The sequence below is a fragment of the Vibrio cortegadensis genome, assembly GCF_024347395.1.
In the GTDB taxonomy this organism is placed as follows: Bacteria; Pseudomonadota; Gammaproteobacteria; order Enterobacterales; family Vibrionaceae; genus Vibrio; species Vibrio cortegadensis.
In genome coordinates this window covers 2318589-2331939 of the sequence record NZ_AP025472.1, presented here as the reverse complement: position 1 = coordinate 2331939, position 13351 = coordinate 2318589, and the positions used below count along the sequence as shown (strand labels likewise).

Here is a 13351-nt window from a genome sequence, read left to right as displayed (position 1 = left end):
AGCAGGGAGAAGTGACTATTCACTGTCTCTCGTCCTCGGAATTATTTAATTTCCATGCCTTGAGCTTGTAAATCTGCATGGTAAGAAGAACGAACAAATGGCCCACATGCAGCATGAGTAAAGCCAAGCTCTAGAGCAATCTCTTTTAGCTCATCAAACTCAGCAGGTGGCACGTAGCGTTCCACGGGTAAGTGGTGACGGCTAGGTGCTAAGTATTGACCTAGAGTTAGCATGGTTACACCGTGCTCTCGAAGATCTTTTAGTACTTGAACGATCTCTTCTTTGGTTTCACCAAGTCCCATCATAACACCCGATTTTGTTGGGATATCTGGGTGCTGTTCCTTGAATTTCTTCAATAGGTTGAGTGACCACTTATAGTTCGCACCTGGGCGAGCTTTACGGTACAAGCGTGGTGCTGTTTCTAGGTTGTGGTTAAAGACATCTGGCGGATTGTCTTTAAGTAATTCAAGAGCAGTATCCATACGGCCACGGAAATCAGGAACCAAGGTTTCGATTCTGATCTCTGGGTTTAATGCGCGAATTTCACGGTTACAATCTGCAAAGTGTTGTGCGCCGCCATCACGTAGGTCATCACGGTCAACTGAAGTGATCACCACGTATTTAAGCTGCATATCCTGAATGGTTTTCGCCAATTTTTGTGGCTCATTCGTTTCTGGTGCAATTGGACGCCCATGAGCAACATCGCAGAATGGACAACGGCGAGTACAGATCGCGCCTAAAATCATAAAGGTCGCGGTGCCGTGGTTGAAGCATTCTGCGAGGTTTGGACAAGATGCCTCTTCACACACCGAGTGAAGTTTGTTTTTACGCAGAGCCGATTTGATATCTTGAATACGTTTACTGTCAGAAGGAAGTTTGATCTTCATCCATTCAGGTTTACGCAGTACTTCTTTTTGCTCGGTTGGCATATTCTTAACGGGAATTAAGGCCATCTTTTCAGCGTCACGGTATTTAACGCCTTTTTCCATTTGGATAGGTTTGCTCATGATTTTATGCTTCTGCTGTAATGTTACTTTCGGCTTGGATATCCACTTGGTCGTAATCAAGTAGAGCCACAAGCTCTTGTATTAGTTGTTGTTCTACGGGTTCTAGGCTTTCTGGACCACCAAATTGACTCACCTGAACCATTTCCATACCTTCATAACCACATGGGTTAATACGCAGGAAAGGGGATAAGTCCATATTGACGTTGAGAGCCAGTCCATGGAATGAACAGCCTTTACGGATGCGAAGTCCAAGCGAACATATTTTCTTACCATCGACGTAGACACCAGGGGCGTCAGGTCGGGCGGCTGAATCAATATTGTATGCTTTTAGCGTATTAATTACGAGATTCTCAATGTGCGTAACGAGATCTCGCACCCCGAATTTTTTCCTGCGAATATTTATTAGAAAATAAACAACAAGTTGGCCGGGGCCATGGTAAGTCACTTGCCCACCACGGTCGCTTTGCACTATCGGAATATCGCCTGGGTTTAGGACATGTTCTGCTTTGCCCGCTTGCCCTTGAGTAAACACCGGATTATGTTCAACCAGCCAAATTTCATCGACTGAATTTTCGTCACGAGTATCGGTAAAATCATGCATGGCTTTCCAGACTGGTTCATAATCTTGTCTGCCTAACTTTTTAACGATCAGTTGATTGTGCAAACCGCGTTCCCTCAAGGATTAATAAAGTGTTTTCATTATAAACTCGAAAAGCATTTCTCACTACCTGAAATCTGTATCAATTAACAGATGTTGGTAGTAATCGTTACAACTGGTTTTAAATACTGTTACGTTTCAGTCGTCTGCTAGATAAGAAACTTATGTCTAGATAGCAAAACAGCGACTATTGAGCCGCTGTTTGATGTTTTTGTTCGGAATCTGGTGATACCGAATTACAGAACCATACGTACGATATCAATCTCGCCTAACTCTTTGTATAGAGTTTCGACTTGTTCGATAGAGGTCGCCGTAATATTAATGGACACTGAGTTATAAGTACCTTTACCACTAGGTTTTACTGTTGGGCAGTAATCTCCTGGTGCATGGCGTTGGATAACTTCTAAAACCAACTCAGGCAGTTCTGGTTTAGCATAACCCATTACTTTGTACGTAAACGAACAAGGAAATTCCAGTAGGTCTTTTAGTTTAGCATCAGAATTAATGTTCATGTTTGACTCCAAGTTGGAAAGCAATTTTCGATAACAAGGGCGGGATATTACTGGCAATGAGGTTGGAACTCAAGAACAACAAAAGCCGCATTTAGCGGCTTTTGTTATTAGAAAGAACAAATTCTAAGTTAGAACAAGCCCTTTAGCAGTAATACGATGTAATCCCATAAGCGGCTAAATAGGCTGCCTTGCTCTACATTTTCAAGTGCAAGCAGTGGGTATTCAGCGACATCTTCACCATCAACTTGGTAGAAAAGTTTACCGACAACATCACCTTTACTGATTGGCGCTTCAAGCTCTTTCTCTAGAACAAAGCTCGCTTTTAGGTTCTTCGCTTGGCCGCGAGGTAAAGTTACATATGTATCTGTATCTACACCAAGAGCAACGGTATCTTTGTCACCCATCCAAATTTTCTCTTCAACAAACGTTTCACCAGCCGTGTGCGGTGCGACTGTTTCGAAGAAGCGGAAGCCGTAACCCAGTAATTTCTTACTTTCAGATTTACGAGCGTTGGCATTTTTGGTTCCCATCACAACGGCAACAAGGCGCATTTTACCTTCCGTTGCTGAGCTAACTAAGCTGTAACCAGCATTACTTGTGTGGCCAGTTTTAATGCCGTCCACATTCATGCTTTTATCCCAAAGAAGGCCATTACGGTTGTATTGAGTAATACCGTTGTAGGTGAACTTCTTCTCAGAGTAGATTCGGTACTCTGCTGGCACATCACGAATAAGCGCTTGGCCAAGTAAAGCCATATCGTAAGGTGTTGAGTATAAATTAGGGTTGTCTAGGCCGTGCACGTTAGCAAAGTGTGTGTCTGTCATGCCAATTGAGCTTGCCCAAGCATTCATTAAATCGACAAATGAATCTTCAGAACCTGCAATATGTTCAGCCATCGCAACACAGGCATCGTTACCTGATTGGATAATAATGCCGCGATTTAGCTCTTCTACTTTTACCGTTGTGCCAACTTCAATGAACATCTTTGAGGAGTCTGGGAAGTTTTTAGCCCAAGCATTTTGGCTAATAACGACATCATCTTGTAGGCTGATATTTCCGCGATCTAACTCCTGACCAATGACGTAGCTAGTCATCATTTTGGTTAAGCTCGCTGGAGACAGTTTGGTATTCATCTCTTTTTGCGCGAGAACTTTCCCTGAATGGAAGTCCATTAGAACAAAACCCTTCGCTGCGATTTGCGGAGCGTCAGGTACGACAATAGGAGCGGCAAACGCTGAAAATGCGATAGAGGCAGAAAGCGCGACCGATGAAGTTAAAATAGATGTAACGATTTTTTTAGTTTTGTTCATTTTGGGTGCAATTCTTTGGTTAACTGTCGGTATCTTAACAGAATCATTCTGGCAAGTCAGAAATGGTAACACTAGAAGCAGTGCTACTCATTGTCAATAGTGTTACTCATTGTTAATTTTGGCGTATGCTTTTTGATAAAAGCGGATGAATAGCCCAACATTTTAACTTGTTCTAAAGTTGTCTGCGTCAGAGCGTAGTCATTAAATGGGCCAAGGAACACTCGGTGCTGTTGCTCTGTACTCTCAAGAAAACTAGCAACTGATAGCTTTTGACCTAATTCATCCGCTAAAGTTCGGGTACGTTCAGGATGTTTTGAAGTGGCAACTTGAATAATGTACTTAGGCAGTAGCTTATTGGCTTGTTCGCCTACTGGTTTATCGATATTGATCACTTCAATCTCGACACTTGCTGTCCCTGTTTTAACGACATCGAGTTTATAAGCGGCGGCATAGCTAAGATCTATGATTCGACCTTCATGAAAAGGACCACGATCATTGACTCGAACAACGGCTGATTTTCCATTATCCGTATTGGTGACTTTAACATAGCTAGGAATCGGTAGCGTTTTATGGGCGGCAGACATGGAATACATGTCATAAATCTCACCATTTGAAGTTAGGTGCCCGTGAAACTTCTCTCCGTACCAAGAGGCTTTTCCTTGCTGTTTAAACTCATTGGTATTTTTGATTATTTTGTAATCTTTCCCTCTGAGTGTGTAGTCCGTATTCCCTCCTAGACTGTAAGGTTCATATTTTGGATGTGCATCTTCAATATGGTCAACAGTCAGTGGGGCATCAGGGGCAATATCATTATCTATTGAGTAGCGGCTAGCATCCTCTTTAGTTGAGGTACACCCAACTAAAACGGTGCCAAATAGAGCGAAAATGAAACAGCTGCGCATGGTCATAATTTATGTTGCCTTTGAGAATGCTTTTCTATGTGTATGGATCGACATTAACATACCGAAACCTGCCATAAGTGTCACCATAGAGGTTCCACCATAGCTTATCAGGGGCAGTGGTACACCAACTACGGGAAGAATGCCGCTCACCATGCCTATATTTACGAAAACATAGACAAAGAAACTGAGAACGATACTACCAGCCATCATTCTCCCAAAAGCGGTTTGAGCTTGGCTCGCTAAGAATAGCCCACGACCGATGATAAATAGATAAAGCGTTAATAGGAGTAAAATACCTATCATGCCCCATTCTTCTGCGATGACTGCAAAGATAAAGTCAGTATGTCGCTCTGGAAGGAACTCCAATTGTGATTGAGTACCTTGCAACCACCCTTTGCCTGAGATGCCACCTGACCCGATGGCGATTTTACTTTGAATAATGTGGTAACCCGCTCCGAGAGGATCAGATTCCGGATCAAAGAGTGTTCTTACGCGAACCTTCTGATATTCACGCATCAAAAAGAACCACAGGATAGGGATAAAACAACCTAAGGCTGTTGCGGCAGCTGCGATGATCTTCCAACTAATACCAGCCAGAAAGATCACAAAAATGCCAGAAGCAGCAATGAGGATTGAGGTTCCTAAGTCCGGCTGTTTTGCAATCAAAATAGTGGGAAGAAATACCATCACTAATGATATTACGAGCGTTTGAAAGGTCGGTGGGAGCGATCGCTTACCGATAAAGCGAGCGACCATTAATGGTACTGCAAGTTTGAGTAATTCTGATGGTTGGAATCGAACAAAGCCTAGGTTAAGCCAGCGTTGTGCCCCTTTTGAAGCCTCACCAAAAAACAGTACGCCTAGCAGTAGAACCACGCCACTGACAAAAAGTAAGGGCGCAAGCGTTTCATAGGTTCTCGGAGAGATCTGCGCTAAAAAAAGCATAACCCCTAAGGCTAAAGCCATACGCATCGCTTGGCGATCCATCATCGCCAGGCTCTGACCACTGGCGCTATACATCACAATGAGACCAAACCCCATAAGCACAAGTAAGCCAAGAAGGAGAGGCAAATCAATGTGGAAGCGCTCAAATAAAATTCGATTGCGACCGGTTGATGGATCCAGTTTCATTACTTGTTAGCCTCTTTCGAATTGAGAATGACATGGTCGAAAATTTTGCGCACCACAGGGCCACCATTGCTTGAACCGCCGCCTGCATTTTCAAGAACTAGGGTCACGATCAATTGTGGATCATCAACTGGGGCAAAACCGGTAAATAATGCGTGATCGCGTAAATGTTCCGCGAGCTCATCTGCGTTGTACTCTTGATCTTCTTTAAGGCCGAATACTTGTGCGGTCCCCGATTTTCCCGCAGACACATAAGACATTTTTTGGAATGAGCGTCTTGCTGTTCCCTTTTTGCCGTGATTCACTCGGCGCATCCCATCTTTTGCGATATCCCAATAACGAGTAGGCACGTTAGTGATAGGCGGGTAAGTCACGATCTCAGAAAGTTGTTGAGAAGAAAATTCGCCGCCATTCTCAATGGTTGAACGCAATAGGTGAGGAGCTGTCACTTGGCCATCATTCACCAATACTGATGTTGCCTTGGCAATTTGCATCGGTGTTGCCGTCCAATAACCTTGGCCAATACCAACAGGAATAGTATCACCTTGATACCATGGTGTTCTGTGTCTGCCCATTTTCCAGTCTCGGGTTGGCATATTGGCTTTGCTCTCTTCGTTGATATCAATGCCAGTGTAATCACCAAAGCCAAACATCATCATCCAACGAGATAGGCGGTCGATCCCCAGATCAAACGCGATTTGATAGAAAAAGGTATCCACAGACTCTTCAATTGCTTTGGAGATGTTAACTTTGCCATGTCCCCAGCGAAGCCAGTCTCTGAAAGGTTTGGTTTTTGAGTTGGGTATTTTCCAATAACCGGGATCGTTACGTGTTGTACTTGGTGTAATAACCCCTTCCTCTAATGCCGCGACAGCAATAAAGGGCTTAATGGTTGATGCTGGTGGGTAAATACCGAGTGTGGCTCTATTTACCAGTGGGCGGTCTGGGTTGTTGAGTAGTGCGTTATAACCTTTCACCGATATTCCATGCACAAATGCATTGGGGTCATAACTTGGGCTAGAGACCATCGCAAGTACGCCATTGTCTTTCGGATCCAGAACAACGGCAGAGCCTCGGCGTCCATCTAATAATTTAGTGACGTACTGTTGTAGTTTAATATCTAAATTAAGAACAATATCTTTCCCTGGTACAGGAGGAACATATTTTAGAGTTCGGATAATTCGCCCGCGGCTATTGACTTCCACTTCTTGGTAGCCGGCAATCCCATGTAAGACATCTTCGTAATAGCTTTCGATGCCCAATTTCCCGATATCACGGGTTGCTTGATAATTGGAGTCTTTCTCTTCTCGAATCAGTTTCTGCATATCGCGGTCATTGATGCGAGACACGTAACCAATAACGTGAGTAAGTTCTCTTCCAAAAGGGTAGAAACGCTTTAGTGTTGCAGTCACTTCAACCCCAGGGTATTTGTGCTGATTAACTGCAAAGATTGCGACTTGTTCTTCTGTTAACTGAGTTAATAACGGGACCGACTTAAAACGGCGAGCGCGTCTTTTCTCTTTTTTGAAGCGAGCCACTCGTTCTGGAGAGATCTCTAAAATTGCTCGAAGACGTTCAATCGTCTCATCGATGTTTTTAATTTTTTCAGAGGTGAGTTCTAAATTATAAACAGGGCGATTTTCGGCAAGTAATACACCATTACGATCATAAATCAGGCCACGATTGGGCGCGATAGGAACGACTTTAATGCGATTGTCGTTAGAGCGAGTTTTATAATCTTGGTATTGGTTGACTTGGATGTTGTATAGGTTTGCAATGAGAAGCCCCATCATCACAATAATACCAATAAATGATACAACAGCACGGCTAGAAAATAGCCGTGCTTCTGCTTTGTAATCTCGTATTTGGCTACGTCTGCGTAACATTACAAATTATTCTCGGTGGTACGGATGATTAGTTGTAATACTCCATGCTCGATATAAGCTTTCAGCCATAACGATTCGAACAAGGGGGTGAGGAAGTGTGAGTGCAGATAAAGACCAACTCTGCTCAGCGGCCGCTTTACAAGCCGGTGCTAACCCTTCAGGTCCACCAATTAGGATAGAGACATCACGAGCGTCTAACTTCCAACTCTCTAATTGACCAGCTAGCTGTTCGGTATCCCATTTCTTACCTGGGATATCGAGCGTAACAATGCGGTTGCCTTTAGGTACGGCAGCCAACATCGCTTCCCCTTCCTTTTGCAGAATACGAGCAATATCAGCGTTCTTTCCGCGCTTGCCTGCTGTAATCTCAATTAAATCGAGTGGCATGTCATGTGGGAATCGACGACGATATTCTTGAAAGCCTTCCTCTACCCACTTGGGCATCTTTGTTCCGACTGCGATTAATTGAATTTTCAAAAGACTAGCTCCACAACTTTTCTAGTTGGTAAAGCTCACGGTGTTCCTCTTGCATCACATGTAACATGCTTGTGCCTAAATCTAGAACGACCCATTCACCTTCTTGCTCACCGCTAATCGCGATAGGTTCAATACCTGATTTTTTCATTTCATCGGCTACATGTTCTGCGATAGAAGCGACATGGCGCTTAGAAGTGCCCGTACAAACAATCATGTAATCTGTGATGTTTGATTTGCCTTCTACATTAATCGTAACAATGTTTTCTGCTTTCATGTCGTCAGCTTTATCAGCTAAGAAGTTGTTCAATTCTGCTTGTAACACGGTGTGTTCCTCTGGGGCTTAGATATAAGCTTTAAATAAAATGGTAAAAATGAAATTCATTTCGCGGGCAGTGTATACCACGATTTTAGTTGTGAAAAGCGGTCGAGAACGGTATCTCATGTTCAGGCTTACACACTTCTAGGCTTAACTGTATTAATTGTGGCCAAGGTGAATGTTCATATTGTGTTTTTGCTGTGAGCTCTATTTGAGTCAGTAAAATGAGCAGTCGATGAATCTTAGCTACAGATAAACGCTGAAGCGCGGCATTATAAAACGGTCGCTTTGATTGCCATATTCTATTTTTTTCAAAGACTTGAGCCATATTCATCAGCTTCGATTGTTGATGCATTCTAAGCAGTAGGCTGAACTCTTTTTGAATGCTTCGAAGTAGAATGACCGTTTCGACACCTTCGGCTTCAAGCTGACGTAATATCCGCTGTGCCCGATTGGCTTTGCCTATTAATAGGGCATCGATCCAATGAAAAGTCGTAAAATGATTATGTCTGCTTAAGGCTTCTTCTAAGCGAACGAGCGTAAGTTGTCCGTCAGGGTAGAGTAAAACTAATTTTTCTAAGCTCTGAGCCAGTGCAAATAAGTTACCTTCATGCCACTGAGCAAGCATTTGTAGTGCTTCTGGATCTGGCTTTAAGCCTAATTTTCGACAACGAGCTTGAACAAACTGTGGTAGACGCTGGATGTCTGGCGTTAAGCAGCTGACCCAGTCACCCTGTGCGGAGAGGGCTTTGAACCATTTGGCATTTTCTTGCGCTTTCGTCAGTTTGCTACCGACAAGGATCAGTAGAATATCGCTATGAAGCAAGCTTGATAGTGCGAGTAACTCTTTTGCTATTGCCGCATTTACGCCTGATTCTGGAAGCTCTAATTCAATAATTTGGCGAGAAGAAAACAAGCTAAGTGCTTGGCAGCAATCCGCAACTTGATTCCAATCCAAACTGTTATCAATTGAAAATCGATGTTTTTCATCGAACCCTTGCTCTTTAGCGATATGTTGAATCGCTTCGCGGCTTTCCTGAAGCAGTAATGGTTCATTACCAAATAGCAAATAGACGTTTTGAAGTTGACGGCTAAGGTGCTCGGTTAATTTGTCTGCATAAATGCGCATTATTGATCTTAATTACTGCTTGTTGATTGGTTATTGCTATTAGGCAAGCTTGACGTCGCGATATCACGAGATTTTTTTAGCTCAGCTTCACTTATTTGAGTTCGAGTTCGAGCAAGCTGACGGATGATCTGAGCGGCAGCCTGTGTACGCATTTCACTTTCAATGACATCTCGTTCAACTGATTTTGCTAGGGCCGTTAATGGGTTGTCTAAGTAATTACGATTAACGGTAGTGGAAAAAACGTCTGAACCGATAGTTGGTAGAGTCACTCGATAAGAGACTTTATAGGTCAGCTCTTTCTCTGCGGCTTGGCTATTTTGGTATAGAGAAAGAGTCCGTTCATCGATGCTTTCATCGATGAGGTGAATATTGGGAGTGGTGTTCGATGGTGTTACAAGAGTGATATTGTTAAGTATTAGCTGATCTTTAACATCACGAGTTAACTCATTATATTGGTCGAAACTGGTTAGTGAGAGTGTTGCAAGCTCTTGTGGGATGGAGTATTCGCCACGTAAGTGGAAGCCACATGCACTGACTAAACTAGTAAGTAAGACAACAAGTGAAATCTTCATTGACGGTAGGGAAAATAGGCGCATTGTTTGATGGCTCTCATGTAGTGGAATACTTATCTCAGCCCACTGTTGTGCTAATGAAATAGGTTGAGATAAATAGTTGGTTAGTTTGAATAATAAACAGGACAGTAATGGCTGTCCTGTTTAAAGACAGATTAACTACAAAATAGTTCGTAATTAATCTGCCACATTAAATTCACGTCGCAATCTTAGTTAGCTACGATGTTTAGAAGCTTGCCTGGTACGAAGATAACTTTACGGATAGTTAAGCCATCTAGGAACTTCTTAGCGTTCTCATCGTTTAGACCAAGTTCACGAACTTGTTCTTCTGTTGCGTCAGCAGCAACCGTTAGCTTCGCACGTAGCTTACCGTTGATCATGACAACGATAGTTTTCTCGTCTTCCACTAGCGCTTTCTCATCAAACGTTGGCCATGTTGCTGAGTCTACGTTTGATTCACCAAGTGCAATCCACATTTCGTAAGAGATGTGTGGCGTCATTGGGTAAAGCATGCGAACCACGGCTTTTAGCGCTTCATCAAGAATTGCACGATCTTGTACTGATTCTTGAGGTGCTTTTGCAAGCTTGTTCATCAGTTCCATGATTGCCGCAATCGCAGTGTTGAACGTTTGGCGACGGCCAATATCGTCTGTCACTTTCGCGATAGTTTTGTGGATATCACGACGAAGTGCTTTTTGGTCACCAGATAGCGCAGAAGCATCAACAGTTTCAGCTGCACCTTTAGAAGAGTGAGCGTGAACCAGTTTCCAAACACGTTTAAGGAAACGGTTAGCGCCTTCAACGCCAGACTCTTGCCATTCAAGCGTCATATCAGCAGGTGATGCAAACATCATGAATAGACGTACTGTATCTGCGCCGTACTTGTCTACCATCTCTTGCGGGTCGATACCGTTGTTTTTCGACTTAGACATTTTGATCATGCCTGAGTGTTCTACGTTACGACCTTCGTTATCAACCGCTGTTTCAATGCGACCTTTACCATCACGCTCGATAGTCACGTCAGTTGGAGCAATCCACTCTTTCGTGCCTTTCTCGTTGGTGTGGTAGAACGCATCAGCCAGAACCATGCCTTGACATAGTAGTTGCTTGAACGGTTCGTCAGACGTCACATAACCCGCATCACGTAGAAGCTTATGGAAGAAACGAGAGTAAAGCAGGTGCATACAAGCGTGTTCAATACCACCAACGTATTGGTCAACTGGCAACCAGTAGTTTGCTTTTTCTGGGTCTAAAATGTCGTCAGCTTGTGGTGAACAGTAACGTGCGTAGTACCATGAAGATTCCATGAACGTATCGAATGTATCAGTTTCACGTAGCGCAGGTTCGCCATTGAATGTGGTTTCAGCCCAAGATTTGTCAGCTTTGATTGGGCTAGTAACGCCATCCATTACTACATCTTCAGGAAGAATCACTGGCAGTTGGTCTGCTGGTACAGGGTGAACTTCACCATCTTCAGTGGTTACCATTGGGATTGGAGCGCCCCAGTAACGTTGACGAGATACACCCCAGTCACGTAGACGGAAGTTTACTGTTTTCTTACCTTTGCCTTCAGCTTCTAGCTTCGCAGCGATTGCACCGAACGCTTCTTGGAACGCAAGGCCATCGAATTCACCAGAATCGAACAGTACACCTTTCTCAGTGTAAGCTGCTTCTGAAACATCTAGTTCAGAACCATCTTCAGGTTTGATTACTGGAATGATATCAATGCCGTACTTAGTTGCGAATTCATAGTCACGTTGATCGTGAGCAGGAACCGCCATTACAGCACCTGTGCCGTAATCCATAAGTACGAAGTTTGCTACGTAAACAGGAACAACACGACCGTTAAGAGGGTGGATAGCTGTTAGGCCAGTATCCATACCTTTCTTTTCCATCGTTGCGAGTTCTGCTTCTGCCACTTTAGTGTTGCGACATTCATCAACGAATGCAGCAAGCTCAGGGTTGTTCTTAGATGCTTTCTCTGCAAGAGGGTGACCTGCAGCGATACCAACATAAGAAACACCCATTAGTGTATCTGGGCGAGTTGTGTACACTTCTAGTGGTGCTTCTTCGCCGTTAACAGCGAAAGATAGCTCAACACCTTCAGAGCGACCGATCCAGTTGCGCTGCATGGTTTTAACCATTTCAGGCCAACCTTCAAGGTTGTCTAGGTCGTCTAGTAGCTCTTGAGCGTACTCAGTGATTTTAATGAACCACTGTGGAATTTTCTTTTGTTCTACTGGAGTGTCACAACGCCAGCAACAACCGTCTTCTACTTGCTCGTTCGCAAGAACAGTTTGGTCGTTTGGACACCAGTTAACAGAAGAAGTCTTTTTGTACACTAGGCCTTTTTCGTAAAGCTTAGTGAAGAACTCTTGTTCCCAGCGGTAGTACTCTGGAGTACAAGTCGCGAATTCACGTTTCCAGTCGTAACCAAAGCCAAGAAGCTTAAGTTGGTTTTTCATGTACTCGATGTTTTCGTAAGTCCACGGTGCTGGAGCGGTTTTGTTTTTTACTGCTGCGTTTTCAGCAGGTAGACCAAATGCATCCCAACCAATAGGTTGCATAACATTTTTGCCTTGCAGTCGTTGGAAACGAGATACCACATCACCGATGGTGTAGTTACGCACGTGACCCATGTGCAGTCGGCCACTTGGGTAAGGGAACATAGAAAGACAGTAGAATTTTTCTTTGTTTGGGTCTTCACTTACAACGAAAGTCTCGCTGTCATCCCAGTGTTGTTGAACCTTTTGTTCAATCTCTTGCGGGTTATATTGTTCTTGCATCGATGGTATCCGGTTATCTTGGAATTTGTGAGTTCGGTTAGAACAGAATCTAGTTGATCGTCATAGAATACCTAAAGGAGCGTAGTACAACAATAGAAATACCTATTCCATTGGTTATCTGTAGGCGAAGAGTTCTACTATGATCAATAGAATGAAGGTAAATTCACGGAGGTGGGGTATGCCAAAGCGTAAAAAAGGTTATGAAGAAGTGCTAGAGGATGTGGTTGAAACACTCAAACACAGCCCAGATGAGATAGGCAATGTGCTTGAAACCTCGGGCAAAGTTGTTAATGCTGCCAATGATATGACAAAAGATGAGCTCTCATTAGTTTCTGCCTATGTTAAATCTGACTTGAAAGAGTTTGCTGATAATTATGAAGAGAGTAAAAGCGGTCCATTTTATTTGATGATCACTGATACTATCTGGCAGGGGTTACTGGAAATTACCGACCGAACCAAAGTTGAATGGGTCGAGTTATTTAAAGATTTAGAACATCAGGGGCTTTATCAATCAGGAGAGGTGATAGGGCTTGGTATTTTGGTCTGTGAAAACTGCGGACATAAAGTGCAATATAGCCACCCAACTATTATTTCAACCTGTTCTCGTTGTGGTAATAACGGGTTTAGTCGCCAAGCGTTAAAACCATAGCGATGCCAGTTGGCTTTAT

General features: G+C 43.5%; 13 protein-coding genes. 1 reads left to right on the top strand and 12 read right to left on the bottom strand.

Going from position 1 to position 13351, the window contains the following annotated elements; genetic code table 11:
* Nucleotides 1-41: 41 nt before the first annotated feature.
* From lipA to leuS, 12 genes are all read right to left on the bottom strand, one after another.
* Nucleotides 42-1007: a lipoyl synthase gene (gene lipA / locus OCV39_RS11010; protein WP_113796469.1), complete on the bottom strand. Its 966-nt coding sequence runs from the start codon at nt 1005-1007 to the stop codon at nt 42-44.
* A 4-nt stretch (nt 1008-1011) separates the two neighbouring features.
* Complete coding sequence (gene lipB, locus OCV39_RS11005; protein ID WP_113796467.1) at nt 1012-1671, bottom strand: lipoyl(octanoyl) transferase LipB; 660 nt, start codon at nt 1669-1671, stop codon at nt 1012-1014.
* A gap of 230 nt (nt 1672-1901) precedes the next feature.
* Entirely contained in the window at nt 1902-2177 is a 276-nt protein-coding gene (gene ybeD, locus OCV39_RS11000) for a DUF493 family protein YbeD (RefSeq protein WP_017053022.1), read from the bottom strand.
* A gap of 128 nt (nt 2178-2305) precedes the next feature.
* A complete protein-coding gene (locus OCV39_RS10995) occupies nt 2306-3487 on the bottom strand; it encodes a serine hydrolase (protein WP_017053023.1) in 1182 nt (393 codons plus the stop codon).
* A gap of 83 nt (nt 3488-3570) precedes the next feature.
* Complete coding sequence (locus OCV39_RS10990) at nt 3571-4395, bottom strand: septal ring lytic transglycosylase RlpA family protein (RefSeq protein WP_136996081.1); 825 nt, start codon at nt 4393-4395, stop codon at nt 3571-3573.
* Nucleotides 4396-4398: 3 nt separating this feature from the next.
* Nucleotides 4399-5520 (bottom strand): rod shape-determining protein RodA, encoded by a 1122-nt coding sequence (gene rodA, locus OCV39_RS10985; protein WP_017053025.1) that lies wholly within the window; start codon nt 5518-5520, stop codon nt 4399-4401.
* Nucleotides 5520-7403 carry a penicillin-binding protein 2 gene (gene mrdA / locus OCV39_RS10980; protein ID WP_113796463.1) on the bottom strand — a complete coding sequence of 628 codons (1884 nt, stop codon included), beginning with the start codon at nt 7401-7403 and terminating at the stop codon, nt 5520-5522. The genes rodA and mrdA overlap by 1 nt, the downstream gene beginning before the upstream one ends.
* A gap of 6 nt (nt 7404-7409) precedes the next feature.
* The gene (gene rlmH, locus OCV39_RS10975) at nt 7410-7880 is read right to left on the bottom strand and encodes a 23S rRNA (pseudouridine(1915)-N(3))-methyltransferase RlmH (protein ID WP_029203417.1); all 471 of its coding nucleotides are present in this window, start codon (nt 7878-7880) and stop codon (nt 7410-7412) included.
* Between the two features lie 4 nt (nt 7881-7884).
* Nucleotides 7885-8202 (bottom strand): ribosome silencing factor, encoded by a 318-nt coding sequence (rsfS, locus tag OCV39_RS10970; protein ID WP_017053028.1) that lies wholly within the window; start codon nt 8200-8202, stop codon nt 7885-7887.
* An 85-nt stretch (nt 8203-8287) separates the two neighbouring features.
* On the bottom strand, nt 8288-9325 hold the full coding sequence (gene holA, locus OCV39_RS10965; RefSeq protein WP_017053029.1) for a DNA polymerase III subunit delta: 1038 nt from the start codon (nt 9323-9325) through the stop codon (nt 8288-8290).
* An 8-nt stretch (nt 9326-9333) separates the two neighbouring features.
* Nucleotides 9334-9921 (bottom strand): LPS-assembly lipoprotein LptE, encoded by a 588-nt coding sequence (locus OCV39_RS10960; protein WP_084654812.1) that lies wholly within the window; start codon nt 9919-9921, stop codon nt 9334-9336.
* Between the two features lie 185 nt (nt 9922-10106).
* A complete protein-coding gene (gene leuS / locus OCV39_RS10955) occupies nt 10107-12683 on the bottom strand; it encodes a leucine--tRNA ligase (protein ID WP_261888456.1) in 2577 nt (858 codons plus the stop codon).
* Between the two features lie 178 nt (nt 12684-12861).
* Here leuS and OCV39_RS10950 point away from each other — a divergent pair, with 178 nt between their 5' ends.
* Entirely contained in the window at nt 12862-13332 is a 471-nt protein-coding gene (locus OCV39_RS10950; RefSeq protein ID WP_017053032.1) for a zinc ribbon-containing protein, read from the top strand.
* The last annotated feature ends 19 nt before the right edge of the window (nt 13333-13351 follow it).